Annotated in this window: 17 protein-coding genes; 5 read left to right on the top strand and 12 right to left on the bottom strand. The window is 48.2% G+C overall.

Translation table 11 applies throughout. From position 1 onward, the window contains the following. Position 1: 1 nt before the first annotated feature. On the top strand, positions 2–1,552 hold the full coding sequence (otsB, locus tag LZ23_RS25180) for a trehalose-phosphatase (protein ID WP_045217102.1): 1,551 nt from the start codon (positions 2–4) through the stop codon (positions 1,550–1,552). Further along, on the top strand, positions 1,549–3,984 hold the full coding sequence (locus LZ23_RS24330; RefSeq protein WP_157493357.1) for a glycoside hydrolase family 65 protein: 2,436 nt from the start codon (positions 1,549–1,551) through the stop codon (positions 3,982–3,984). The genes otsB and LZ23_RS24330 overlap by 4 nt, the downstream gene beginning before the upstream one ends. A 28-nt stretch (positions 3,985–4,012) precedes the next feature. Here the strand turns inward: LZ23_RS24330 and LZ23_RS20045 are convergent, their stop codons facing one another. Further along, positions 4,013–4,246 (bottom strand): ChaB family protein, encoded by a 234-nt coding sequence (locus LZ23_RS20045; protein ID WP_045217105.1) that lies wholly within the window; start codon positions 4,244–4,246, stop codon positions 4,013–4,015. A gap of 481 nt (positions 4,247–4,727) precedes the next feature. Here LZ23_RS20045 and LZ23_RS20050 point away from each other — a divergent pair, with 481 nt between their 5' ends. From LZ23_RS20050 to LZ23_RS20060, 3 genes are read left to right on the top strand one after another with little or no spacing between them, the layout of a single operon-like run. Then, the gene (locus LZ23_RS20050; RefSeq protein ID WP_045217107.1) at positions 4,728–7,007 is read left to right on the top strand and encodes a hypothetical protein; all 2,280 of its coding nucleotides are present in this window, start codon (positions 4,728–4,730) and stop codon (positions 7,005–7,007) included. Next, on the top strand, positions 7,007–8,326 hold the full coding sequence (locus tag LZ23_RS20055) for a glycosyltransferase (RefSeq protein ID WP_045217108.1): 1,320 nt from the start codon (positions 7,007–7,009) through the stop codon (positions 8,324–8,326). The genes LZ23_RS20050 and LZ23_RS20055 overlap by 1 nt, the downstream gene beginning before the upstream one ends. A 23-nt stretch (positions 8,327–8,349) precedes the next feature. Further along, positions 8,350–8,997, top strand: a complete 648-nt coding sequence (locus tag LZ23_RS20060) for a TVP38/TMEM64 family protein (protein WP_157493359.1) — start codon at positions 8,350–8,352, stop codon at positions 8,995–8,997. Between the two features lie 248 nt (positions 8,998–9,245). Here LZ23_RS20060 and LZ23_RS20065 read toward each other — a convergent pair whose 3' ends face one another. From LZ23_RS20065 to LZ23_RS20115, 11 genes are all read right to left on the bottom strand, one after another. After that, the gene (locus LZ23_RS20065) at positions 9,246–12,032 is read right to left on the bottom strand and encodes a phospholipase D-like domain-containing anti-phage protein (protein ID WP_045217111.1); all 2,787 of its coding nucleotides are present in this window, start codon (positions 12,030–12,032) and stop codon (positions 9,246–9,248) included. Between the two features lie 11 nt (positions 12,033–12,043). Further along, positions 12,044–12,406, bottom strand: coding sequence for a helix-turn-helix transcriptional regulator (locus LZ23_RS20070; protein ID WP_045217113.1), 363 nt, complete (start codon positions 12,404–12,406; stop codon positions 12,044–12,046). Between the two features lie 153 nt (positions 12,407–12,559). Then, positions 12,560–12,787, bottom strand: a complete 228-nt coding sequence (locus LZ23_RS20075; protein ID WP_045217114.1) for a hypothetical protein — start codon at positions 12,785–12,787, stop codon at positions 12,560–12,562. Positions 12,788–12,887: 100 nt separating this feature from the next. Then, positions 12,888–13,082, bottom strand: a complete 195-nt coding sequence (locus tag LZ23_RS20080) for a ribbon-helix-helix domain-containing protein (RefSeq protein WP_045217116.1) — start codon at positions 13,080–13,082, stop codon at positions 12,888–12,890. A gap of 515 nt (positions 13,083–13,597) precedes the next feature. After that, complete coding sequence (locus LZ23_RS20085) at positions 13,598–16,651, bottom strand: anti-phage-associated DUF1156 domain-containing protein (protein ID WP_045217117.1); 3,054 nt, start codon at positions 16,649–16,651, stop codon at positions 13,598–13,600. Positions 16,652–17,234: 583 nt separating this feature from the next. Continuing rightward, the gene (locus tag LZ23_RS20090) at positions 17,235–17,894 is read right to left on the bottom strand and encodes an anti-phage-associated DUF3780 domain-containing protein (protein ID WP_045217119.1); all 660 of its coding nucleotides are present in this window, start codon (positions 17,892–17,894) and stop codon (positions 17,235–17,237) included. Continuing rightward, a complete protein-coding gene (locus tag LZ23_RS20095; protein WP_045217121.1) occupies positions 17,895–20,993 on the bottom strand; it encodes an anti-phage-associated DUF499 domain-containing protein in 3,099 nt (1,032 codons plus the stop codon). Positions 20,994–21,624: 631 nt separating this feature from the next. Next, the gene (locus LZ23_RS20100; RefSeq protein ID WP_045217122.1) at positions 21,625–22,641 is read right to left on the bottom strand and encodes an Rpn family recombination-promoting nuclease/putative transposase; all 1,017 of its coding nucleotides are present in this window, start codon (positions 22,639–22,641) and stop codon (positions 21,625–21,627) included. Positions 22,642–22,951: 310 nt separating this feature from the next. Next, the gene (locus LZ23_RS20105) at positions 22,952–23,359 is read right to left on the bottom strand and encodes a BON domain-containing protein (protein ID WP_084591159.1); all 408 of its coding nucleotides are present in this window, start codon (positions 23,357–23,359) and stop codon (positions 22,952–22,954) included. A gap of 29 nt (positions 23,360–23,388) precedes the next feature. After that, a complete protein-coding gene (locus LZ23_RS20110; RefSeq protein ID WP_045217126.1) occupies positions 23,389–25,035 on the bottom strand; it encodes an L-lactate permease in 1,647 nt (548 codons plus the stop codon). 707 nt (positions 25,036–25,742) lie between these two features. Then, on the bottom strand, positions 25,743–26,894 hold the full coding sequence (locus LZ23_RS20115; protein WP_045217158.1) for an ATP-binding protein: 1,152 nt from the start codon (positions 26,892–26,894) through the stop codon (positions 25,743–25,745). Between the last annotated feature and the right edge of the window lie 46 nt (positions 26,895–26,940).

Here is a 26,940-nt window from a genome sequence, read left to right on the forward strand (position 1 = left end):
TATGAGTAAAAATTATGTTATAATTTCCAGACCTGATTATGACGCGGTCATTTTTGATTTGGACGGAGTCATCACCAGAACGGCAAACGTTCATTTCAGGGCCTGGAAAAAAATGTTTGATGCATATCTGGAAAACAGCCACAAAAACCAGAAGACATTCAGTGATGAAGACTACCGCAGATATGTGGATGGAAAACCAAGACATGAAGGCATCCTAAGTTTTCTTAAGTCCAGAGGAATCAATCTTCCCATGGGAGATGAGCATGACGACCCGGAAGTGGAAACCGTACATGGGCTGGGAAAACGCAAAAACCGGTATTTCAACCATATTATTAGACACGAAGGAGTTAAAGTATACGAACCAGCTGTTAAGCTAATCAAAAAGTTGCGATCTTCAGGTTTTAAAACTTCAATTGTCACCTCAAGCAAAAACTGCTCTGCTGTTCTTGAGGCTGCTGGAATAGCCGGACTTTTCGACCACAAAACAGACGGAAATGATGCGCAAGAACTGGGGCTCAAAGGCAAACCAGCCCCGGATATATTTCTGGAATCTGCTGAAAAGATCGGGGTATCGCCCCAAAGGGCTGTTGTCCTGGAGGATGCCGTCTCCGGAGTTCAGGCAGGCCGAAATGGCGGATTTGGCCTGGTCATTGGTGTGGACCGCACCGGACACAGTAAAGACCTAAGAGAAAACGGCGCTCATGTGGCTGTTACGGATTTATCCTCCATCAAAGTGCAGAGTTCTTTATCAGGCACAAAAGAAATTCCCTCAGCACTGGAGAGATTCCAGGAGATAGCAGACAGCTTTAAAAATAAGCAGGTTGCGGTCTTTCTGGATTATGACGGCACCCTTACTCCTATTGTTGATGATCCGGATAAAGCCCTTCTGCCGGATGATACCCAAAGCATACTGATTGAACTGGCTGACATTGTGCCTGTAGCGGTAATAAGCGGACGAGACCGCCCTGACGTACGCAGACTGGTGGGTCTAAACAACATATACTACGCCGGCAGCCACGGCTTTGACATTGCCGGTCCGGACCAGAAGGAAACGCACCCCGAAAGAGTAGAGGAATTTCTGCCTGAACTTGATAAGGCTGAAGAAAAAATCAGGAGTAATATTGCAGACATTGACGGAGCCTGGGTGGAAAGGAAAAAATTTTCCATTGCCGTGCATTACCGGAAAGTGAAGGAAACAGATATTAAACAGGTCAAAAAAGCTGTTGAAAATGTGTCCGGGGATCACCACAAATTGTCAATTTCCGGAGGGAAAAAAATATTTGAATTTAAACCTGAAATCAACTGGCATAAAGGCAAAGCACTGCTCTGGCTGCTGGACAAACTGGACCTGGATAAACACCAGGTCATTGCCTTGTACATCGGAGATGACGTAACCGACGAAGACGCCTTTGATGTTCTCAAAGGCAAAGGCATTGGAGTGGTGGTCATGGAAAAGCCGCGGGACACAAAGGCTGATTACAGGCTGCAAAGTCCTGAAGAAGTCGGAATTTTTCTGGAAAAAATCATCCAAACTCAAAAAGGAAGCCAATGATGTCTGTGTGGTCACTTGTTTATACTGAATTCGATCCTGAAGAAGAAAAGCTCAGAGAAGCTCTGTGCACTCTGGGAAACGGCTACTTTGCCACCAGAGGAGCTGCATTTCATGCCCGGGCTAGAGAAACCCACTACCCGGGCACTTACCTCGCTGGAGGCTACAACCGACTGAAGACCAGAATCAAGGACAGGGATATTGAAAATGAAGACCTGGTTAATATGCCCAACTGGCTCTGTTTGAGCTTCAGGTATCCGGGCATGGACTGGTTTGATTTAAAAAATGTTGAAATTCTTGATTACCGTCAGGAATTGAACATGAAGGAAGGACTCTTGCTGCGCAGAATCCGTTTTCAGGACGCCAAAGGCCAGAGAACAGTTGTCAATGAACGGCGCATGGTACACATGTCAGATTCTCACATGGCAGCTCTAAAGGTGACTTTTACTCCGGAAAACTGGTCGGGCGAGATAGAGTTTTGCACTGCCCTGGACGGGACCATTGTTAATGATGGTGTTGAACGTTACCAGGGGCTCAGCAATGTGCATCTGGAACCGCTGGAAACCATGGAAACGGATTCTGAGATCATCTATCTCAAGGTCAGAACCAATCAGTCAAAACTCACTATAGCCCAGGCTGCCAGGACAAGTATCCGATGCAACGGAGATCAGCCTGAGGTAAAAAGAAAAGCCATCCAAAGGCCAGGATATATTGCCCAGCATTTTAAATTAAAAGCAAAAAAAGGCAGTGATATTTGTCTGGAAAAGATTGTGGCTCTTTATACTTCTAAGGATACGGCTTCAGCCGAATGCGGCCTGGAAGCCAGCAACAGGGTCAGGCAGGCAAACGGCTTTGATGAGCTGCTGAATAATCATATTCTGGCATGGAAACATTTATGGCGCCGCTTCAGCGTTGAATATGAAGAAAATGAGCCGCCGAGTGAAGACCGTACAGGCATGATCCTTCATCTGCATACTTTTCATCTTATTCAGACTGCTTCCATAAGCACTCTTGACCTGGACGTGGGAGTTCCAGCCAGGGGGTGGCATGGCGAAGCCTACAGGGGACATATCTTCTGGGACGAACTTTTTATCTTTCCTTCCTTTAATCTCAGAATCCCGGAAATTACCCGCACCCTTCTGATGTACAGGTACCGGCGCCTTAACAAGGCCAGAGATGCTGCAAGAGAAGCAGGCTTCAAGGGGGCCATGTATCCCTGGCAGAGCGGGAGCAACGGGCGCGAGGAAACCCAGAAAATGCATCTCAATCCCGAGTCCGGAAGATGGATTCCTGACAATTCCAGAAATCAGCGCCATGTAAATGCGGCCATTGTATACAATATCTGCAAATACTATCAGGCTACCAGGGATATGGAATTCCTTTCTTTTTACGGCGCAGAGATGGTCCTGGAAATTGCACGCTTCTGGGCCGACATTACCTCTTATAATTCTGAGCTGGACCGCTACGAAATCCATGGGGTCATGGGACCTGATGAATATCATGAAGCCTATCCTGATGCAGGTGAGCCGGGGCTCAGCAACAACGCATATACCAATGTAATGGTGGCCTGGGTATTTATGGAAGCCCTGGAGATACTGGATATTCTGCCTGAAGACCGGAAAAATGAAATTTTCGAAATGCTGTCCCTTAGAGAGGAAGAAATCAAGCATTGGAAAGATATCAGCCGCAAAATGCGTCTTTGCTTTCATGATGACGGAATCATCAGCCAGTTTGAAGGCTATGACCAGCTGGAAGAATTCGACTGGGAAGGATACCGGGAAAAATACGGCGACATTCAGAGGCTGGACAGGATACTGGAAGCTGAGGATGATACACCAGACAGATACAAGGCCTCCAAGCAGGCCGATGTGCTCATGCTCTTTTATCTATTTTCAGCGGATGAACTGAGGAAAATATTCAAACACCTTGGCTACAGCTTTGAATATGAAACCATTCCCAAAAATATCGATTATTATATCAGGCGCACATCCCACGGTTCCACTTTAAGCTGGATTGTTCACTCATGGGTTCTGGCCAGAAGCGACCGTGCGCGTTCCTGGGAACTGTTCGAAAAATCTCTGGAAAGCGATATTTCAGATATTCAGGGAGGGACGACTGCTGAAGGAATCCACCTGGGAGCCATGGCCGGCTGCCTCAACATTCTCCAGATCTGTTATACCGGCCTGGAAACAAGAGGAGACGTTCTCTGGTTCAGCCCCTGCCTTCCAGAAGAACTGGGCAGACTTAATATGCAGGTGCATTACAGAGGACACAATCTGAGCACTGAAATTCTTCAGGACAAATTAAGGATCACTACCTGCAGGGCTGTAGAAAAGCCCATTAAAATCGGTTATAAGGAAGATATCTATGAGCTTGAACAAGGGAAAACCCTGGAGATAAATCTTGTAAAGCAGAAGCATGCCTGTAAAGATTAACTGTTGAGAAGCATCGGTGAAAGACTACTCAGCTCTTCTTCGGCACCCATCTTCCCTGTTCATCCTTCTGATAAGATTTCTTAACAGCAGACCAGGCAACGCGGTGGGCGGTTTCTTCCCGGTCCGCATCACCTCTGCGTTTTGCAGGTGATTCGTATTGATCCCACGCCGCATTGAAGGCTTTGCGGTAAATAGTCTGGGCCTTTTGAGGCAGGTTATTTTTGACTTGATCCGGCAATTTGCTATTTTTGTCGTATGGCATATTAATCATCTCCTGTTAATATTACTTACAAGTAACTGGAATCGTTTTGCTAATAAAATCAGACGTTTATATTTTTCACATTTTCACGATTTTTGCTTATGATTGATGCACATTTGCCAGAAAAGATCCGTCAAAGATGGGAGCTTTGCGCCTGGCACAGCTTCCTGCCCGGAGGCTTACAGCCCGGAGGGGGACTGTCCCTCGCTGTCTAAATTTTTCCATTAAAACAAATCTCTACCAGGAACCAATGCAGTATCAATCTTTTTTATAGTACCTCGCGGGGACTGTCCCAATTTCCAAATATGGGACTGTTCTTCAAGGTGGAGGCGGCTTCCAGCCGCCTGGAATTAAATAGCCTGCAGGATGCAGGCTCCACTTTAAAGACAGTTACTCACACGTTCGGTCCCGGTCCGCCTGGATGAAGAGCTTACAATTACTGAGTAGTGTTGAACTTTAACCTTTAATCATAATTTATAAAAATATGCTGTCACATTGGTTACCTTGGAAATTTCTGGTTAAGCGTGCGGCAAGGGCTTACGGAATTATCGATCCTATTAAGTTCCTTGCCCGTTTCAGGCAGTTTGCCCAGCCCTCTGAAGTGCAGGAACCCATTGAACTTTTACGGGCAGGCATTGTTTTTCATGCCCGTGGACTCATCAATAAGGCCATCCAGCATAACCTGGACTGGGTGTGGCCTTACTGGGTGGAAAAACAGTATGATCCTGCTGATATTTCTTTTGTCCCCAGAGCTTTTTCCATCAGTCATATTAATCTGACTCATCGCAACTGGACAGCAGTGGGCCATCCGGATCTGCCCATCTACCCTATTGTTGACCCCAGAGGACTGGTTACCCCGCTTTATGATGGATGGTCCATTGACCTCTGGCTCATGACCAGGGACAATGCCCTTCTTTACCCATCTAAGCATGAAAACACAGTCCAGAACTGGGTGCTGGACCCGAATCCGGCGGTTCAAACTACCTGTTCCTGGAATGGAATCCTGCTTCAGTCAGTTGTTTCTCTGGAAATTGAAAACAGCTTGCCCTTTGCAGAAATAAAAGTTTCCGCAGCGGGTGCTGAAGGAGGGTGGCTGGTAGTTGGCCTGCGGCCTTACAATCCTGAAGGCATACAGTTTATTGATGATATCAGATATCAGGATAATCCCCCTTCGTGGCTGGTCAACTCAAATAATCAGATAAATTTCAGCAGGCGCCCCGGGAAGATACTGTTTTCCAATTACCAGGAAGGAGATGTCATTCATCAGCTGGGCAGACCAAAAGACAATCACCACAGTACTTGCAGGGCAGGCATGGCAACTTCTGCGGCTTTGTTCCCCCTGGGCTCCAGCAATGAGGAATCTGTTCATATACAGATTCCATTAAATAATGACCTGTCTGGAAAATCAACACTGCCTCTCGAGAAAAAAATTCAACCGGCAGACCTGGCATGGAAAAATGCCTCCTCCCAGACTGCGTCTCTGAAAATTCCTGACAAGAAGATTCAGTTCCTTTACGATGCAGCCATAAAGACACTTATACTTCTCTCAGCCGACAGTGTAGTGCCGGGTCCTTACACATACCGCCGTTTCTGGTTCAGAGACGCATGCCTTATGCTCAACGCTGTCCTGTCAGCGGGCATGGTTGAACGTACATTCAGAATCCTGGACACATTTCCGGGACTTCAGAAAATGACTGGTTACTTTCAGTCCCAGAAGGGTGAATGGGATTCCAATGGCCAGGTGCTGTGGATTATGGACAGATTTCAGCGCATCACCGGCGAACCTCTCAAAAGAGACTGGATGAAGGCTGTACACAAAGGTGCCAGATGGATAACCAGAAAAAGAGTCAGCAAGAAACATGGCAGCCCTCATGCCGGACTCCTTCCGGCTGGCTTCAGCGCTGAACATCTGGGACCAAATGATTTTTACTACTGGGATGATTTCTGGGGTCTGGCCGGACTTCACGCGGCGTCCAGGCTGGCCGGACTTTTCGATTCTCAGAAAAAAATGCAGACTTATAAGGCAGACGCACTGGACTTTGAACAGAGCATATACAAAAGCATTGATTCCATACCCGGACACCGCTCAAAAGGAGGAATTCCAGCCTCGCCTTACAGACGCATGGATGCCGGCGCCATTGGATCCATGGTGGCAGACTATCCCCTGCAGCTGACAGCCCCGGACGATAAACGCATACTGAAAACAACGGAATTTCTGTTGAACAACTGCTTCCAGAAAGGCGCCTTTTTTCAGGACATGATTCATTCAGGCCTTAATGCCTACTTGACCCTTGATATTGCCCAGACACTGCTTAGGATGAATGACTCACGCTGTCGCAGCCTCATAACGACTGTGGCGGATATGGCCAGCCCCACTGGTCAATGGCCTGAAGCTGTTCACCCCCTGACAGGGGGAGGATGCATGGGAGACGGGCACCATGGGTGGGCATCTGCGGAATGGGTCATGATGATTCGCAACCTCTTTGTCAGAGAAGAAGGAAACTCACTAATCCTGGGTTCAGGAATTTTTCCGCAGTGGATCAGCACCGGCTCAGAAATCAGCTTTGGGCCAACCAGAACTCCCTTTGGGCCGGTGAGCGTGCTTTTCCGACAAAAGAACGGCAAGTGGAATCTTAAACTGGAGGCTGACTTTTCTAAAGCGCCCGCATCCCCGGATCGCATTGTCATTGCAGTCCCGGGCTATGAAAAACTGACCATAACAGACCCTTTGCAAAAAAGTTTCACCCTGGAGGAGTCACAGTAATGAACATCTGCATGTTCACCAATGCATATCTGCCTCACGTAGGAGGCGTGGCCAGGTCAGTGGCCTTCTTTGCCCAAGACATCAGAAAACGCGGTCACAAGGTTCTAATAGTATCCCCTACCTTTCCCGGCCATGAAGAATTGACCGAAGAAGACAATGATGTTCTGCGTGTGCCTGCCATCCAGAACTTCAAGGGAAGCGATTTTTCAGTAATCATTCCCCTGCCTTTCATCATCAGCAAAAAAATCAATGAGTTCCAGCCTCAGATAATCCACAGCCACCATCCATACCTCCTGGGAGACGCGGCCCTCAGAGCAGCCTATCGCCGCAAACTCCCCCTGGTCTTCACTCATCATACTCTGTATGAAAAATACACCCATTATACTCCCATGGACTCAGATGTAATGAAAAGACTGGCAATCCTTCTCTCCACCAGGTACGCCAATCTCTGTTCCCAGGTAGTGGCGCCCAGTAAGAGCATTGCCCGGCTCATTAAGCAGAGGGGCGTAGACATTCCTGTAGAAGTAATTCCCACAGGAGTTGATATTGATTTCTTTCAATCAGGCAACGGTGATAAATTCAGAACTCTTCACGATATTCCCTCTCATGCCCCGGTAATTGGACATCTGGGAAGACTGGCCCCGGAAAAGAACCTGGAATATCTGGCCAGGGCAGTTATCCTGGCTTTGAAACAGCTGCCGGCAAAAGCGTTTTTCCTGGTTATTGGCGCCGGCCCGAGTGATGATACTGTCAGGAAGATATTCAGTGCTGAAGGCCTTGAAGACAGGCTGGTCATGGCGGGAAAGCAAAGTGGACCCGGCTTGTCAGGAGCGTATAAGGCCATGGATGTTTTTGTTTTTTCATCAACATCTGAAACTCAGGGAATGGTCCTGGTGGAAGCAATGGCCGCTGGCAAACCCGTGATCGCCCTTGATGCTTCAGGAGTCAGGGAGGTGGTCACTGATCATCATAATGGAAGACTGCTGCCTGAAAATACGTCTTTTCAAGAGTTTTCAAAAGCTGTTATTGAGTTTTTTAACCGGCCGGAGCATGACCGGTCCTGGGAAAAAGCCGCTTTGAACACTGCCCGGGAATTCTCACGGGACAGATGCGCGGACAGACTTATCCGTTTGTACGAGTCACTGCTCAGCAGGCAGCCAGCCAGCAGGTACTCTGAAGAAGAAATGTCCGATACCTGGGACAAGCTTCTGACATCTCTGAAAACAGAATGGACAATGCTGTCGGAAAGAGCCAAAGTGATCAGGCACGCTGTACAGGGAACAGAAAATGGAAAGAAAGGAGATGATCCCACTCAATAGTGGCTGCTTTCCAGAAAGATAATATGAACACCCCACGTCAAAAAATACTGAGCATTGCTTTATTACTTGTCAGCGCAGTCATAATCGCCCTGCTGGCCTACCTGAGTATTGAACATAATTACTTCCAGAAGATCATATCATTTATCGACAAAGACATGCCTCCTGTTCTGTTTGTCGTTTCCATGATAATTCTTCCTGTGACCGGTTTTCCAGTCACCGTATTCCTCATCATGGGGGGCATTAAGTTCGGAATTATCAATGGCCTGCTGCTCTGGTTTCTGACCCTGCCAATTCATGCCCTTATTGGCTTCTATCTGGCCCGCCTTTTACGAAAGCCTCTGCGCATGCTCAGCGAAATGATGGGTTATTCAGTGCCCCAACTGCCTGAAAAAAAAACAGCCTGGTTCAGTTTTCTGTTCCTGGCAATTCCAGGAATACCCTATGCTGGAAAGAATTATCTGCTGGCCCTGGCTGGAGCTCCCTTCAGATACTGCGTTTTTATGAACATAATTGTACAATTCCCTCAGGGAGCTCCCTTTGTCATACTCGGCAGATCAGCCATGGAACTGGATATGAGACTCTTTTATCTGGCCCTGGCCTTTATAATCATCATATATATCATACTCAGGTGGCTTAAGAAAAAATACGAGGACAAAGTAGATGTCTCCTGAACCTTATGGCTTTTCAGACAGAAGTGAGGCTGCTTAATTGCATGTGCTGTGTGCGAGTCCACCCTTAGAACAGAGTGGCCTTTTGTGTGGTGTGGGATGGGAGTTAGCTGTCGGTAATCTTGCGGACCTGGTCAGTGAATTGATCCATGCTTTCAGCTCTCAATGAGAAGTCAAAGAGAGCATCCAGAACCTCTAAAGATTGTATTGTTTTTATGCGGTTGACTATGTCAGGCTGCAGGATTCCAAACTTAGAGTTGACCAGTTTGAAGATTGGATGTCTTCCTCACCCACCAGCCCTGGCGCATGAAGTCTTCAATCCTTCGCCGGGATAACACCTGTGAGCAGTTTCGCCAGTCGTCTTCAGATACGTCCAGGCTGGAATTATAGCGGATGTCAAAACCATTGACCCTTCTGCTGGCTTCAATGAGTTCATCCATCTTTTTTCCCAGGAGTTCTTCATCCCTGATCCAGTCATCAGTGATGGTATCAGGCAGTGATCCCAGGATATCGAATCTTTCCCTCATTCTTTCGGACAGACGCTCATAAATCTTTTCGTCCACTGTATCTTTATAAACCAGGTTGAGCATATCCACTATGGGACGGACCTGACCGAACCTTTTTATTCTCCCGATGCGCTGCTCAAGCCTTGTTGGATTCCATGGCAGGTCAATGTTGATGAGCGTTCCAAGCCTCTGCAGGTTAAGACCTTCACAGGCAGCATCAGTGGCGACCATAATCATAATCTTTTTTTCCTGAACAAGATTTTTCAGGTCTTCACGCAAAGCCTCGTTCATATTGTCCGGCCCCCGGTACAAGGCGCTTTTGCCTGCTCCGGCATAAAGCCCCACAAGCTCACCGGGAAACAGTGCAGCCAGACTCTGAGCTACCCAGGCGGCTGTATCGTAGTACTGGCTGAAAATAATGCATCCATGTCTGAACCAGTCTTCCTCCACAAGATAATGCCTGACAGCACCAAGCTTTGGGTCCTGGCCGCGCATGCTGTTTACAGCCTGGATCAGGGTGCTGAGGTGATTTTTTTCTTCTTCAGAGATATCTTCCATCAACAGGGCTTCTTCGTCTTCCTGATCAACCTCTTTGCCTTGAAGGATTCTCTCTGCTGTTTTCAGGCCTGCAATACAACTGGAACACAGTCTTTGAGTCATGAGGTTTTTCATAAAACCTGAACCGCCAACCCTGCGGCCATAAGCAGTGCCGAATGCCTCTGCTGCTTCATAGGCCAGATCGAACTTTTCATCTGTTTTCAGAGCCTGCTTGTGAAAGAGGGAGGTGAAAAGCTGATGGTGTCTGATCAGTTTGTAATCCGGATGAAGGTTAACCCCGACTTTCTGGAGCAGGCCGGCATCTTCCAGAACTTTTCTCTTACGCAGCACAACATGTCTGACCACAGGATTGTGGCGCTGAAAAAGGCTGGTTCCATCAACTGGAAAATCAAGAAGATCCTCAAATTCTTCCCGTACTTCCCGGGGCAGGGCAACCACAGCTTGAGAGGCATCAAAGTCATTTTCTTTCATGTTCAGTTCAGCCCTGATGTTATGCAGCAGGCGTCTGAAATTGCCTTCACTGGAAGAATCAACAGGAGGCAGGGGGGAGCGCAGAAACTGCCATGCCTGTTCAGGCTCAGACGGATGGTCCTCACCGGTCAAAAGAGGCTTGACCCGTTCTGGTGTTTGCCACGGGCTGAAATCATGGCCAAGAACAAAACGGCCCTGCCCCTTGTGCAAAATTGACAGCTGATCCCAGAGGTCAGCAACTTCAGTCTGCATGGGAGTTGCGGTACCCAGGAGTACATGTCGGCTCCTTCCTGCTGCTTCCTGCATAAACTGAAGCAGAATATTAGGCTCTCCGTCATTTTTTCCCAGGATCTTTCTGGTTCTGGCCTTGTGGGACTCATCCAGTATCAGAACATCAAAGCAGAGTTGACTGAGCAGTTCTTTTTCTGTGGTGGGCTGAATTACAATTCCTGTGGAGATAATGCCCAGGCGCATGGGGCAGCGGATAATCTGCTCTGGTCCGGATGGGGAAATAAATCTCGCTTCAGTGTCTAACCAGACTTTCCTGTTGGAATCCCATCTGGCACAGGGAATTCCCAGCTTATCCATCATTTCAGTCTGCCATTGCTGCGTAAGGGACGCCGGAGCAAAAACAGCTGAAGGCCTGGATCTGTATTTTTCCTCATCAGCCGCGTCCCGGTCAAGCAGGGCCAGAGTCAGGGCGGCTGTCCCCAGAGAAAGGGTTTTGCCCAGTCCTACTTCATCGGCCAGCAAAAGTCTGACAACTCCAAACCAGCGCCTGTGGTTCACGCATTCCGTGACAAAGGCCCTCTGCCACGGCTGCAGGGATAGCCCTTCCCGGTACATGGGAGATTCAATCAGTGCAGAAGGTGCTAATGAATCATCACTTTCATGCTCACCCAGGTTTATTTCAACCCGGTGCGCCCTTCGACTAATTTCCTGCACAACCGCTCTTGGCAGCGGTACGGCCTTTTTCCACAGATACTGGAACTCTTCTTCAATCCAGTCGATACCTTCCGGGCTCTGATCCTCCCAGAGAATTTCATAGTTGTGCTGCCAGCCGGTCCTGGTCTCATTCACAGAGCCCATGAAGCCAATACGAGTACCGTCGTTTTTCCAGATAACCCCTGCCTTGCCATGCACAAATCCGCAAAAATCATCCGGGGCCACCCGGACCGCATCAGGTCTTTGCTCCAAAAATGCCTGCAGCCACTGGTATCTTGGCTTGTTGAGCAGAGAATCAATCTCCGCAGCCTGGCTGTTGAGCCTGCCCAGCAGCTTTGCTTCCTGGATACGGGCAATTTTTATATCTTCAGCTGTGACCTGGGAATTGCAGACAATTTTGACATCTTCAACTTTGTCCAGATATTCTACTGCAATTTCAAAAAGGGATGAAGTAAAGTATCCGGCAATGCGGTGGTAGCGCTTGGCATCTTTTAGATGGCGGGCCAGCATGACCTGGTCGAGCTGGTGAGTTCTGGATGAGTATCTGTTAATGGTCATAGGGGGCTGATTCAATATAGAAATTTCTCAACTGAGACATCAAAAATTTCTGCCAGCTTTTTTGCCACAACTTTACTGACAGGTCGATGGCCGTTTTCAATATTGGAAATATTCTGACGACTGAAATTTCCGAGCTTTTTTCCTAATTCTGCCTGGGTTAGATTGTGGAGCTTTCGATAAACTTTTAAGTTCTCACCTGGAGATATGGTTGCACGGGTATCATGATACCAGTCACTTTTTATGACTTCCACGAGTTCGTTGTCTTCATCCTCGATTACTTCCAGATCATGAAACTCATTGTAAAGAAATTTGACCAGATTATCTGTGATCTCACCTTCAATCTTAATATGGGGCTTTTTCACGACTACCTGCATAATACACCTCAATTTTGAGAGCATTACACGTTTTTCTACTTTCCGACGAAAGAACACTCGCCAATGTTTCTTTTCTTTGAACACAGTCATTTAATCCAGCCTGCAAATGATCGCCATTAACCCACCATATCCAGATATGTGTATCAAGTACTATCATTCAGGCAAATTCCAATCATTCTCAGGCACGCTATGAATAATATTCCCCTTAACTTTGATCTTACCGATAATGTCAGGGTGTGGCTTGCGAACTATTTGTTTAATTTTATCATTTTTATCTTTAAACATCACATACATTTCTACTTGCTTGTTTGGAGGAAAGGGGGGGACTCCCTTGAGCTTGCCAGCCTGATCAGTTTCTAAAGTTAAATGTTGTGCCTTCATGATAACCCTCTCTTTGATTCTAAAACAGTCTCGGTTACGAAATTATTTATAGCTTCCATATAGAGCGTGGGAGCAATAACAGTTCCAGCCAGCCCTGGACCTAATCTTTGCCATGCAGTCCCCAATGAACATCTTCCATTATCTGTTTTTCAATTATTTCAGGTTTATGTGTGTCAACAAACCTCCGTATGGCTTCAGAAATAATCTCATTTTCATCTCGAAACCACCCTTCTTTGGCTATAAGTACGGCCTGCATATATAGCTTTTCAGGCACATCTACTGTGACTGTTTTCATAGGTGATCCTCCTTTCTTGAGAGTTATAAGCGCTTCACCCGGGCAGACCGGGAGCAAACCTGCGAGTAACTTATCCCCCCCGGTCTCAGGCTTCAGGCGCTTGGGGAGCATTACGCGTTTTTGACAACTGGAACCGAATTATAGTCTGCTGTAGCTACAGATGGATCAAACCCAGTAATGACGGATTAGCACGGGGACTGTCCCTGGCTTCGGGACTGTCCCCATCCTGGTTGTCAAAAACGCGTAATGCTCCCGGCGCTTGCACCTGCCTTGATAAGTGGAGCCTGCATCCTGCAGGCTATTAAAACAGGCGGCTGGAAGCCGCCTCCACATTGAAAGACAGTCACTATTGAGTCTTATTTATACCCCTCGTTCCCAGGCTCCAGCCTGGGGGCGTTTTGCTCTTGCGGCTCCAGCCGCTTCTTCAAAATGTGGTTGTTGCCACAAATAAAGATGTACTTATTGACCTTATTGCCTGCAACCAGGAACGAAGAACCAGGAACTTTGAACCCTATCTATATCCCCTCATTGCGGATGCGGTTGGCGATGATTTCAGCCTTTTTTGCTTCTTCCTGGCGGCGACTGATAAGCATGTCATGAATATACTGAGCCATGGCCATAAGGTGCGGTCTGTGCTGGAAATATTTATCATCAAGGCTTGCCCGCATTTGAGCCATGACCGTTTTGGGCTCCTTGTCGTTCATAAGTTCCTGAACAGCCAGCAGAGCTTCCCCCAGCAGGGTATTGCCAATATCTCCGCCTGCAAGCTCCCTGGGGTTAAAGTCCATGGCTCCTTTGAGCTTTGATTTGTTGGGCTTTACCGAAGCCATTAGGGGAGCATAATCCACATGAAAGGCCTTGGCAAAATTCTGGTAATTGTCCAGCTTGAACATGCCGGTCTGCTCAATGGCCAGCATGCGCAGATAAAACCTTTCCAGGCCGGTTATCTTTTCCCATGTTTCCGGATTGATTTCCTTGAGCCGCTCCGGGATCAGCAGATTGTTGGCTATTTCTGATGAAAACTCAACAATATCATCAATAACCGTACGCTTTCCTTTTTGTCTGGGCTGCATGGCCAGCCTGGTCACGTCCCGTCCATCAACTTCACTGTAATTGGTAAGCACCTTGAGAGCGGCAGCATAGCCGGCCATCTGCAGATCAGAATCATTGAATACTGCTTCGCCATGCCCCCTGGCTTCTTCATTGAGCCGCATCATGGAGTCAATCTGGTTTTGGACCTCTTTGCGTATTTTGGGCAGCAGGCGCTGTTTGAAACTGGATTTATCTTCCAGGCGCTTGCGAAGCACCAGGGTCACAGTGCCCTGGACATAAGCCCCGCTTTTCATAGCTGGACTCGTCTCAGTAGCAATATACCAGGCCCCTACCACTTTGAGTCCAACAGCCCAGAAAATGGAGACCATATCCGACCATACCCCTGCATCCTGATGGGTAAACATAACGCATTGCAGGCCATTGTCAGGCATATGTTCGGTCATGGCCTGGTAAGCCTCCACCATGCTCTTGCGAAATTCATCTCCGGTGCCCTTAATGGCCAGGGCCCGCCGCGAGTCCCAGGTCCACTCATCAAAAGGAGGAGGTGGATTCTTGCGCAGCCAGGCAATAAAGAACTCTGTTATTTCGTGGTAGTTAATGGCATCGGCGTAAGGCGGGTCGGTAAGCCATATCTCGGAGTGTAAGGCGCATTGACTCGCTTCTTTTGAAGATATTACTTTGGACAAATGTTCCATTGACTTCGTTCTATTATGGATATCCTTGGCCCCTACAAAGACTGGTGACCAGTAAAGCCAAGCCCGTACTCCATAGTTATATAACGGATTAAGTGTTTGATCAGAAAAGGTTTTGGAAATTTTTGGCAAACGTCCAGGTCCTGGGTATGTGTCTATTACACAAAGGCGGGTTCCATGTTGTAATCCATCTGATATAAAGCATAACACCTCTTTTTCATGGGAAGCGAATTGCTTATTGTGATTGATAAACTTTACTGATGCCAGAATTTGTCTGGCATTAAACAAATGATGCCAATACCGCCAACCACGCTCTCTGATGGGCTGTTCGTTGTTATAGCCTGGCTCAATGGCCATATCCGGAACCAGGCCCTGCTCCTGCCAGGTTGAGAGGTTTTGCTCAACAATCCTTTCCACCTGTCTTTCCCGGTCCAGGTCTTCTTCTGTCACTGACGCAAAATAGGTATCCTTACGATGCTGATCCAGAGTTTCTCTGGTGATCCACTGGATGCAATAAAGCCTTTCCTGGAAAATATCATCCGGCCGGGGCTTGAAATCATGCTTTCCCCATTGTCTAAGCTGATTTTTGTTGTTGCCGTGTTCATCAGTGTAATCCCCACGAATGGTCCGGACAGGAGTGCGGTATGTTTTTCCATCCAGTTCGTATACCAGTTGGCTGTCCCGCACTGTTCCCTGCTCAGCCTTTGCCATTTCTTCATCTGTTGCCCCTGAGACTACTTTAATGTCAAAGCGCTTGTTCTCATAATCAGGTATCAGCTTCGCATATACATTTTTGTTTTTGGAAATCACCCAGCTGGGAGCCATGGGCACCATCCACCCTGTTTCCGGGCGTCTGGTTTCTAAGCAGTACAGATAAGCCTTGGCCCGGTCGCCCCGGCTGTTGTGCTCTATTCCAAGTTCGGTAATTTCTCTGTCCACAGCCTGGGCAACTTCCTGCTGGGCCTTTTCAATTTCTGCCCTTTTTTCCGGCGAGGCCCCGATGATATTCAAAGCTCCCCAGGTGAGCATGCAGGCAACGGGGTTGAGGTCTGAAGCATAAACATCACAGCCCAGTCTGGCTGCCTCAAAAGGTATGCTCCCCCCACCACTAAAGACATCTCCTACTCTGGGTCTGTGTCCAAAACGCAGGATGCCCAGCTGCTCAACCAGTTCTTCATGGGAGAATGCTTCTATTCCCCAGTGGTCAAGATGATTGTTCACATTATCCCAGATGGGGCCATAAAGGATACCTGGATCGCATTCTTCGGGCCTTTTGCACAGCCTTACTTTTTCTTCATAAGGCAGACCTTTCAGAGCCATGGCCAGCAGCACATGCTTGCGCTCAGGGTCAATATTTCTTTTCCAGCGGATGGTCAGACCGGGATGTTCCCCGGAATCAAAAGGGAAAACCATATTATCTACAGTTAGCTGGTACTGCTCATCATTCCGCTTGTTTGCGGGTATGGTATAGTCAAAATATTCCCAGGGTAAATCGGTCTCCACCTTGGAAGCAACCTCAACAGGTTTGATTTTTGGCTCCCTGCGGCCAAAAGAAGCGTCATCCATGGCCATGAGCTGCTCAAATACGGATAGATCAGCCTGCGGATCATCTGTCACAGGAAGCAGGCAGCCCAGGATAATGGCCCTGGCCATAATCAACGGTTTGCGGCCTTTCCAGTAGGAGCCAAGCGCTGTCAAAGTCTGCCCGGCTCCGGCCTTTCTCTCTTTCTGGGCTTCAGCTGAAATCTTCTGGGCTGGAAAGACCTTTTCTATGAGGGTAGGGGCGTCTTGCAGGGCAAAAGGTGAGAGGTTGTTTTTTGTCATGATGATGAAGATACCAGTTAAAAGTTATCAGTTAATTGTTATCAGTTGAAGAGTAAATGCACATGAATTGAGGCTGTCAGTGACTTACCCGTTAATTGCTGCAATAAAAAACAAGAAACCTTGAGACAAATGCGGGGATGGTCGCTTGGCATTGGGACTGTCCCTCGCAGGGAACTGATTCCAGATACATGCTTTGAGCCTGAGTAAGGACCAATTTCGGCACATCGAAATGTGAGTTGCGGGGACTGTCCCAGTTATGGTGCAGCTGTTTTTCTTAACACTTGGGTTGCGGGCAAGGCTCGGGCCAGGCCATAAATACGTCTGGATGTCTAAAGCTTAAAAAGCAAAATAAATTCGAGATGTTGAGTAAAATTGTCTGGCCATCTAAGTAACTGGACAGTCAAAAGTTTTTTGTAACATTTTGTTTTTATTGTTTTTTTTTGGCACATCAAAATATATTTTGGTCCAGACCAGGTATCTATCCAAATTTATTGACTTTATTTCTTACAACCAAGAACGAAGAACCAGGAACTTTGAACTCTCAAGTAAGTATGGGGCAAATATAAACTAATCTGCTACCAGTTTACTTATTCTTGATTAAGTCCAAAAGCGACTGCTGTTTTTCCCTGGATTTAACCTGCGGCTTGTGCTCGCTTTTTACCTGCCTGGGCTTGCGGATAATCTTATCCGGGCTGTATCCCAAAGCATGAACAAGGGCGGCTCTCCAGCCTTTGCCTTTATTCTCGGGTGCGCCGACAGATTCAGCTGTCATGCCAAAAAGCCACCAGCGCTCTTCTGGTCTGAGTTCCAGCCAGTTTCTCAGGGCAATACCCACCTTCTCAATGGAAAGGTCTTCAATAGCCCAGGCCAGTACGCAGAGTTCTTTGCCCAAAAGCCTGTCCACAGGGTTGTTTCCAACTTTCCAGTTGCTGATTGCCAGGTTGTTGGCTTTCAGACGCTGGTTGAACACTCTTTTGACCGGGTTGGCAATTTCTGTCCATAGCTGGCGGTTCATAATAACTCTGTCCAGCACCTGACTGTCTTCACCCAGGGCATGCATGCCCAGGTCCTCAGTGATGTTCACTGCCTGGCGGCTGCCCCTGGGTATGGTGACAATGAAATGATGCGGCGAGGTGGTCACGGGAACGCCGAATCCAGTTGTCTTGTGTGCATACTTATCCGGCCTGCTGCGGTTTCCGGAATTGCCAGTCTTGCTGCTGTCAAGAGACTGCGCCGTGGACATTTATTGTTCAACCTTGTCTGGGGTAAGGTTTATGCCTGCAAGTTCGGCAAATTCCTTCAGGTCAAAACCGGTCCCAAAGCTTGCTCCATCCCGGATATTCATTTGCACAAGAGCGTCGGATTCACCCAGGCTGTCCCGCAGGCTGCTGATCACTTTGCCCAGCATCTGAGGGTTGACTGTGCGGTCATTAAAGCGGACCTGCACTGCTGATTCTCCTTCACCCACATAGAGAATAACGCCCTGAAAAGAAATATCCTGCCTGTCCCTGAAGCGGGTTATCAGATCAAAAACCTTGTCAGTGCTATCCAGACGTACTTTCTGACTGACAAGTCTGGCAGGCTTTTCATCTTTGATTTCAGGCCTTTCCTGCCCTCTGGAAGCTATGGTAAAAGTATGCTGAGCAGAGGCTTCTCCAGCAGTTGCCCGGACCTGTAGCAGTACTTTGTCATCAGGAATGGCGAACATGTCTTGATATACTATGCCTTCTCTGGGATTGGTGCCGTCTAAGGTGTAGCGGATTTCATCAGCCAGGGGGATTGTTTTAAGTTCCACCTGCCTGTGATCAGGGGTCTCCCGGACCTGGTGCTTAATCTTTATTTCCGCCACCCAGCGCACAGGCTCCCCGCTTTCATGTTCTCCTGTTGTGTCCACAACCTTGAAATACACGGTAGGATAATCTGTGCGAAAGGTTTCCAGGTCTTCCACAACATGATCTGATTCAGACACCTGCGGTTTTGTGGAATAGTAGACCCTGGGAGAAGGGCCTGCGTCTTTGGGGTTCAGGGTAAGCTGAGCTTCACCAGTCTTTTCATCAATGCTTTGCCTGACGATGTTCAAGCTGGTTTTGCTTTTGGGGAACGGCCCTTTTTCAATATATCCATCTGTACCCTCTCTCCATCTTCCCTGGGCAACTGCCTGGTCCTTGAGTTTTTCCAGCCCCTTCATGCCGGGCAGCCAGGGCCAGGCAGGGTTGCTTTTGGCCCGCATCAGGATATCCCGCCAGGGAGTTCTTCTGTCGCTGGTGGGCCACAAATCATTTTCAGCCATGGAAAAATAAGGAATGGGGTCTTCTAAGGCGTCCAGAGCCAGCTTGTTGTCGCAGCGCATGCTGGCCAGCATTTTTTCAATCTGCTTTTCAACATTATTTTCCACATCAGGCCGGAAGTTCAGACCGTTTTCAATGGTTGCCGCCTGCAGTCCGTCTTCTCCTGGATAGTAAAGTCTGTTGAATGCACCCTGCAGGGCCTGGATAAAAGACTCCTCGTTTTGTTCTTTCATTTCCCGGGCTTGCTCAAACAGGGGATCTCCAGGTCTGATGGATTTCAGAATACGCTCCACTGCGTAAAGTTCCCTGAGGGTTTCTTCAACACGACCTGCCATGTGAGTGTCATTGCCTGAAAGAACCAGAAGATGATTTTTTTCTGCAAGTGAGCGGTAAAAGCGTTCAATATCTTCCGGCGGGATACGGTTGTCCGGGGGAACAACCACCAGGACCCGGCAGGAACTCAAGCTTATATCACCAATCTCCGGCATCACCAAAACCTGCTGGTAAGCCAGACGTGAATCAGCATCAAGTTCAGCCTCAAGCCGGTTTTTCAGGGCTTTTTCCACTTTGCCCCTGGCCAGTGAGGCTGCTTCCTTCTGGACCCGTTTGATGAGGTTTTCAGTGTCTTTAAAGAAAAAGAGATCGCCTTCTGAATGCAGGTACCAGGCACTTTTGCGCACAAAATCAAAGGCTCTGGCAAATTCTTCCGGCTTTCTGTTGGGCGCAGCCAGGTACTCAATGACTTCTTCCCGGCGCAGACCCATGTGCCCTCTAACCGCCAGAGAAAGGGAAGCTGACAGAATCATTGCCGCCACCTGGCTGCCAGCGTCACTGTTCAGCTCAGCGTCAACAAGTTCGGCATGGGCATTGCCGTTGTCTGCAATATCTTTTGCAACAGCTGATGTAAGGGCTCGATTGATATTGGAAATTTCATTGGCCACCAGCTTGTCATTGAGGTTCAGGTGCTGTGTGCCAATGAGATAGACATCATTGCCGGGACGCAGCCATACAGATCTAATGGCCCGGGCTGCAAACTGAAGCAGGCCGCGGGTTTCTCGAAAATCCGGGTTGTCCCTGAAAAGGGCTACAAGATGTTTGAAAGAAGGGTGGAAAGGATAAGTACTTCGAACTTCCTCAGCCACCTGCTCTAAGCTCCTGGCGGTCAGGTAACCGCTGTCTTCAGCAGCCTTGATCTGGTCGGCATAAGCTTCAGCTACCTCATCAATATCCTGTATAGACGGCAGATCTGCAAAAAGACGTTTCTTGAGGATTTCGTAAATTTCGTTGCCTTCCATGGAAACCGGAGTAATGATGCGGGCCTGACGGCGTACTTCACGGTGCACATCAGCCACAAGCCTGCGGATTTCCTTGACCTGGTCCCGGTATGTGTCAGTCAGATTGGCCAGGACAATGCAGCAGCGTGGAAGTTCCATGGCAGCCATAAACAGATTTGAAAGAGCTCTGGTCAGAACATCGGCCAGTGTGCCCCTGCCCACTGAAACTGTCCGGGCCTCAAGAAAATAGGGAGGTAGTTCATCAAATAGAAGAAGTGCAGGCTGATCTCCAATGATACTTTTCCAATCCTCTTTGCCTGGGGCTTTGGGGCCGTGCTCCCAGAAGGGACGCATAGCATCCTCCTTGCCAAGCTGTTCAGCAAGTTCCCCCCAGAGATAATGGTCAGGACTGTTGCGTCCGTCAAAAACAGCTACCCTGGCAGGCTGACCATCCAATCTTTCCAAGACATCCAGAGGCACAACTGATGAGCGCAGGTCAGGATATTTGGCCGTAAGCCCAAGTGCAGCCATAAGATGAGATTTACCACCTCCCATGGCCTGGGCAAGTTCATAAACAGCCTGACCTGACTGTCCCGCAAGCCTGAGCAGTCCCTGAGCCAGAAGATCTTCCATGCCGGCAGTCATATAGCTTCTGGCAAAAAAATCCCGACCTTTATCAGAAGAATGAATGATCTGGAGCAGGTTTTCAACTCCACCGGAAACCTGGTATTCAAGGGTTGACTCGTGAAGGGTACAGGCGTCTTTGACGGTTTTGAGCATTATGTCACCTCGAAGAAAGTAAAAAAAGGTAGAATATGGCAGTAGCCGGTTTTATGCCATCAAAAGTACATGCTTGCAACAGCAATGATTCAGAGCGGATATGATTTCACCTGTTATGCAGGGCTACATAATCTTTCCGAGCAGATAATAAGTTAAGACGCCCGCTCCCAGCGAGCCGTATATGAACAGTCAGGGCAGGCAGTTTGTTCCCTTCTTCCAGAGCAGAAGGCCAAAGACCGAAGCACCGGCCAGGATGGAAAGAATCAATTGTAGTCCAAAGGTCATGTTCAGCTCTCAGCAAATATAATTTATTTAGAAAGGCAGGTATAAGATTGTTGAGAATTTTGCATACATCAGGAATGATTTTCAGACAAGAAGAAATTGTAGAGGACTATTGTGGGGCTTAGGGGATTGGGGCATGGATGAGGGAAAGATATGCCAAAACCGACCTGATCAGGACCAGCGACGAAGTTAAACCATTTTTAAGAGCAATGTAGAGCTGAAAAAGCGCTTGGAATAATATGCTTGTTGTTTGCCATGCTTTTCCCGTGCCCGGTTTATCAGGCATTTTACGATGTACGGAGGCCACCCTTTTTGAAGGGGTGGCCTTTTGTGTGGTATGGGAAGAGAATTAGTTGTCGGTAATCTTTCGGACTTGATCAGTGAATTGTTCCATGGTTTCTGCTCTCAATGAGTAGTCAAAGAGGGCGTCCAGAATCTCTAATGATTGTATTGTTTTTATGCGATTAACTATTTCAGGCTGCAGGATTCCAAACTTGGAGTTGACCAGTTTGAAGATTGAGTCTCTTGCTTTTTTGGTTTCACCTCTCTGTTCTCCAACCCCCTCCCAGTAAGGTCTCCTTGATTGCTCAACCCTTTTTTCAATTTCTTGCATTGCTACTCCTACCATATCCTTACCTCCTGGAAATCGTCTGGTATGCTCAGTTACCTGCTCCTCACTCAAGGAGCCGGACGCCAGTACGTATTTCAAAATATTAAACAGATATTCTTTTCTTTTATCCTCATCAGGCAACTGTTCAAGTAAGTCAAATATTTCCTGCAGCTTTATGTCCAGTTCAGGGAAGTGAATGTACTTAAAGAGCAGGTGAAATATTTCCATAAGGATAGAGGTTTTGAAAGCCTCGTCTCCCATATGGGTTATGTCATGCAGTAAATGCCTGAACTTAGGAATAAAAACCCTGAATGACTCATGGGGGATATCAAAATAATCTTCAAAGTTGTGGCTGAAGTTCCACTTACTTATACCATGATAGATAATCACGGGAATGACTATAGGCAAGTAACCTGCCAGCTTGTTACGTCTGTACAGGTTCATCCATTTCTGGACCGAATAGTGAAGAGCTTGAAGCAGTGCGTATCTATCCAAGTAGCTTTTATGTTCAAACAGAAAATAGAGCTCTACCATCTCGTCGCTGTTTTTTAGCCGAACCCTGACAACCACGTCAGTAAGAAATTCTTTGAACTCTTCAGCTACAAACCCGCTGATATCAATTTCTATTACTGACAGATCTAAGTAGGCCTTGATTTCATCCGGTATGTAATATTTGATGAAATCTCGGACCAGCTCTTCATCCTGGAAAAAGGTCTTGAAGCCTACATCGTGTGGGGATGGAATTTCAAATGACATAGTGGTCTTAAAACATTGTAAGAGGATTATATACGTGCATAGGTACAAATGTAGTATGGTTTTAAGGAGCAGGCAAGAGAAAAATGAAAGGCCCAGACTACGAACGAGCAAGTCTCTTCATGGAATTGAGAGGAATTTAGGGGAGCATTACGCGTTTCTGAAAACTTTAATTTTGAGTTGAATGTCATAGCTATTTTTAATGTTAAAACCCGATTGTGTCGGCTTAGCACGGGGACTGTCCCTCATTGACTTTTCAGAAACGCGTAATGCTCCTGAACCATCAGCCCCTGGAGGGCCCCGCAACCCAACCTTAAGAATAGCTTAGCAGGTCAGGCAATGCCGGCAGGGCCAGGGCAGTTGCCCTGCCCACATGCTCAGGAGATTCCACACTCCCGGTAAGAGTTACCCTGCCTTCTGAAGTTGAAGCGGAAATATCAAACACTGACAACTCAGAATCGGAAGCCAGCCTGGCTTCAACAGTTGCAGTTATGCGCACATCGTCTGCGGTATCAAGGGCTTCATCACTTACCTCTCGGGCTTTGCGTCTCACTACTTCGCCCTGTTCAGCCAGTTCCTGCTGGATATCTTCAGCCCGCAGTTCCAGGGCTTCCATTTTTGCTTCCAGACCATCATCCTCAGGCTGCTCTGTGATCAGGAACAGAATCGCTCCAGCCCCGATAATAACGCCAATAAGCAAAAAAATAATACTTTTCATCATATTCCTCCATTATTTACAGATTATTGAACTCAAAAAAACTTCACTGCAATCCAGACCAGGACCCCTGCAAAAAACGCATAGCCGGCTCCAATGAGCGCGTTATTTCTGATGACAAGGCCTTCCTTACCCAGAAGACCGACTGTAGTAAGCACAGCCACCACATTATGCACGCAGATCATGTTGCCGGCAGCGCCTCCAACAGCCTGCAGGGCCAGAACAGGCTGTACCAGAAGTCCGCTTTGCACTGCTGTATTGTGCTGCAGAACACCGAACATTATATTTGAGACTGTATTACTGCCTGAAATGAATGTCCCCAGAGCGCCCACCAGAGGAGCCAGAAAATACCAGTTTGCCCCTGCTATGTCCGAAGCTGCCCGGGCGACAACAAGAAGCATGCCTTCTCTGCCGTCAGTGCCCCCTGAATTCATCATAATATAGACCATAAGCAGGGCTGAAACCAGGGCAACTGTTGCTGAACCTACCATTGATCCTGTCTTTTTGACTGCGCCAAAAGCCTCCTGCCATTTCATTTTCTGCATCAGGGGAATACAAAGGGCCAAAAGCGCAAAAGGTATGATACCCGGATTATATAATGGTGAGATATCAACGCTTATTCCTGTTCCCAGAATGTTGTCCCAGCCTGGATTCCACTGCTGCAGCCAGCTTGAAAGATTAATCTGCTCCAGCCTGGTTATGAGAAGCAGAAGGCCCACTAATATATAAGGCAGCCAGGCCATCCACCCGCTCATGTCCCTACGGTCATCAGGAGCTCCTGTACCGGCCTTGATTTTTCCTTCCCAGTAAGAAGGCCATGAGCTCTTTTCCGGAAAATTCCAGTCTTTTCGCGGCAGCAAAAAACCTTTAGAAAGCGCAAACAAAAATATGGGCAGACCTATGAGAGCCCCCAGAAGCGCGGGCAGCTCCGGCCCTGTTAAAACAGCGATTAAAAGTTGAGGGATCGTAAACACGGCGCCGGCAAACAATGCCAGAGGCCATATTTCACGTCCTTTTTTTATTGATCCTTCAGCAATTGCGGTCATGAGGCAGACAACTATCAGGGGCATAAAAATGCCCAGCACAAGATGAAGCATGGCCACCTGGACGGAGATATCATGCAGAAATGCGCTGAAGCTTACTGACTCAGGAAGCGAAACCACATCCCTCAATGCTTCAAATCCCCCATGAATGGGCACCCCCACTGCTCCGAAAGATACTGCCACGCTGTTTGCAACAAGAGTAACAACAGCAGCTATAAACGGCGGGAAACCCATACCCACCAGTAGTGGAGCGGCTACAGCGGCCGGCGTTCCAAAACCTGCGGCTCCTTCCAGGAAAGAGCCGAAAAGCCAGGCAATAATCAGTACCTGAACTCTGCGGTCTCTGGATACTGAAGCCATGGAAGAAGAAATCCCGCCCATTCCTCCGCTTTTTTTCATGAGCTGGAGAATTAGAATGGCACCAAATACGATGAGCAGAATATCCACTGCATTCACCAGCCCGGCCAGGCTTGCGGCAATAAGCTGAGCCAGGGGCACCTGCCACACGGCAACAGCTATAACCGCCGCCACAAGCAGGCCCACAGGCATGGCCCTGCTTGAAGGCCACATGAATCCCACCATCAAAATACCTACAACCACTATGGGCGCTATGGCCAGCAGCGGCATGATTATATCCATGAACCTTTCCTTTCACAGCTGTTCATTAGTGGCTTACTCCTGAAACCCTGCCTGTCCCGTTAAACAACGCCCCGCGTTCCTGCTTTGCTGGGTTTAACTGGGGTCACAAAAAACAAGAAAGTTATGAACCACAAAGGCACGAATGACACAAAGTCTCTAAAAGCAAGGAGTCCTGTCTTGCTTGGCGATCTTTGCGCCTTTGCGTGAGAATGATCTCTTGGGTTGCAGGCAAAGCCAGATTAGTTGTAACAGTTTAGTTGTGCCATTTGCATGTTGCACAAGGACTGTCCCCTGCTTCGGAACTGTCCCCGATTATTTCTAAAAAAATGCCCTATGCTCCCCTTAATACTTACTTCATCTGGAAAAATGTATTGATACTGCCCGGAAAACCCTGGCATGCTGATATTATCCAAAAATCCGGAGCCGCAGTTTAAAGTATGGTGTTCCCAAAAATCATGGCAATAAGTATAATCCTGTATTTAAAGATTTCCCTGCAAAAAGTCAGGAAATGAGCGACTCGGCAAAAAGTATCTTCATAACTCTTTGTTTTTACTGTCTCCTGTCTCCTGTCTCCTGACTCCTGCGACTGCAAAAAAGGATTTTTGCAGTCGAATCTTTAAAATAGTTTCCAGCCGGAAATTCCGGATGCTTTTCTCCTTTGGTGCGGGGTGGCCTTTTGTGTGGTATGGGAAGGGAGTTAAGAGATTCTATTCTGTCCTGCTCTGGCTTAGCAGGTCGGGCAATGCCGGCAGGGCCTGGTCAAGAGGGATAATTTCAATGCCCGGCAGGTGGCGGCGATGAGGTCCGCCATAGAACATATAGGCTCTGGCCATGGGATAGTCCCGAGCAAAAGCCCGCAGGCCTTTGATGTCATGGTTTCTGATGGCCCCTGCCCGTTTGACTTCAATGCCGATGAGGCCTTTTTCTCCGTAGAGTATCAAATCCACTTCCTGATTTTCAGGTGTTCTCCAGTAATACAGGTCATATCCCAGCCCCAGATTGTCGTTGACCGCTCTGATCTCCTGGAAGACCAGGGTTTCCAGGGCAGCGCCGTCAATCTCCTCGGGCCGGTCAAGAGGCCCCTTGGGGCGCAGTGTCCGGAATACCCCGGCGTCAAAGAAGAAGAATTTGGGATGTGCGGACATACGCCGCCTGCTCTTCCGGGTGAACACCGGCAAACGCCAGGCCAGCAGAAGGTCTTCCAGGATATGGAAATAGCCTTCCACTACCTTGCGGTTGACCTCGCACTCCCTGGCCACCTGGGAAATATTCAGTACCGAGGCCTGGGAAAGGCTGGCCGCTTCCAGGAACCGGGCAAAGGCCTGCAGGTTGCGGACCAGACCCTCCTGCTGGACTTCTTCGCGAATGTAGGTGTGTACGTAGGCGGACAGATAGTCGGCTGGATTCTGTTCGGTGCAGGCGGCCGGCAAATGACCGCGGGTAAGGGCCTGATCCAGGGAAAAATCCGGACCAAGCTCAACAGCCGTAAGAGGATGCATGGACCTGGTCACAGCCCGGCCGGCCAGGAGGTTGACCCCCCTGGAGCGCAGTTTCCTGGCGCTGGAACCGGTGAGGATGAACTTAAGTCCCTGGTTTTCGATTAATTGGTGCACAGTGTTCAACAGTTCCGGTACGCGCTGCACCTCATCAATGACCACCCAGCCATCATAACCGGGGGGAATGAATTCAATCAGGCGATAGGGGCCTGCCAGCAGGGAGGTATAGTGTCTGGAATCCAGCAAATCGACATATACTGAGTCTGGATACTCGGCCCTGACCCAGGTGGATTTGCCAGTACCCCGGGGTCCGAACAGGAAAAAGCTTTTCTTGGCAGGTTGATTCAGTATTCTGGAGTACATGATTCCATTTTTCAGCAAAAATTGGAGTTGTCAAGTTAATTTTTAC

The sequence above is a fragment of the Desulfonatronovibrio magnus genome (genome assembly GCF_000934755.1).
GTDB classification, from domain to species: Bacteria; Desulfobacterota; Desulfovibrionia; order Desulfovibrionales; family Desulfonatronovibrionaceae; genus Desulfonatronovibrio; species Desulfonatronovibrio magnus.

Bases quoted from the DNA above. Each gene is read 5' to 3' on its own strand.
- otsB (WP_045217102.1), top strand. From the start codon at position 2: ATGAGTAAAAATTATGTTATAATTTCCAGACCTGATTATGACGCGGTC.
- LZ23_RS24330 (WP_157493357.1), top strand. From the start codon at position 1,549: ATGATGTCTGTGTGGTCACTTGTTTATACTGAATTCGATCCTGAAGAA.
- LZ23_RS20045 (WP_045217105.1), bottom strand. From the start codon at position 4,246: ATGCCATACGACAAAAATAGCAAATTGCCGGATCAAGTCAAAAATAAC.
- LZ23_RS20050 (WP_045217107.1), top strand. From the start codon at position 4,728: ATGCTGTCACATTGGTTACCTTGGAAATTTCTGGTTAAGCGTGCGGCA.
- LZ23_RS20055 (WP_045217108.1), top strand. From the start codon at position 7,007: ATGAACATCTGCATGTTCACCAATGCATATCTGCCTCACGTAGGAGGC.
- LZ23_RS20060 (WP_157493359.1), top strand. From the start codon at position 8,350: ATGAACACCCCACGTCAAAAAATACTGAGCATTGCTTTATTACTTGTC.
- LZ23_RS20065 (WP_045217111.1), bottom strand. From the start codon at position 12,032: ATGACCATTAACAGATACTCATCCAGAACTCACCAGCTCGACCAGGTC.
- LZ23_RS20070 (WP_045217113.1), bottom strand. From the start codon at position 12,406: ATGCAGGTAGTCGTGAAAAAGCCCCATATTAAGATTGAAGGTGAGATC.
- LZ23_RS20075 (WP_045217114.1), bottom strand. From the start codon at position 12,787: ATGAAGGCACAACATTTAACTTTAGAAACTGATCAGGCTGGCAAGCTC.
- LZ23_RS20080 (WP_045217116.1), bottom strand. From the start codon at position 13,082: ATGAAAACAGTCACAGTAGATGTGCCTGAAAAGCTATATATGCAGGCC.
- LZ23_RS20085 (WP_045217117.1), bottom strand. From the start codon at position 16,651: ATGACAAAAAACAACCTCTCACCTTTTGCCCTGCAAGACGCCCCTACC.
- LZ23_RS20090 (WP_045217119.1), bottom strand. From the start codon at position 17,894: ATGTCCACGGCGCAGTCTCTTGACAGCAGCAAGACTGGCAATTCCGGA.
- LZ23_RS20095 (WP_045217121.1), bottom strand. From the start codon at position 20,993: ATGCTCAAAACCGTCAAAGACGCCTGTACCCTTCACGAGTCAACCCTT.
- LZ23_RS20100 (WP_045217122.1), bottom strand. From the start codon at position 22,641: ATGTCATTTGAAATTCCATCCCCACACGATGTAGGCTTCAAGACCTTT.
- LZ23_RS20105 (WP_084591159.1), bottom strand. From the start codon at position 23,359: ATGATGAAAAGTATTATTTTTTTGCTTATTGGCGTTATTATCGGGGCT.
- LZ23_RS20110 (WP_045217126.1), bottom strand. From the start codon at position 25,035: ATGGATATAATCATGCCGCTGCTGGCCATAGCGCCCATAGTGGTTGTA.
- LZ23_RS20115 (WP_045217158.1), bottom strand. From the start codon at position 26,894: ATGTACTCCAGAATACTGAATCAACCTGCCAAGAAAAGCTTTTTCCTG.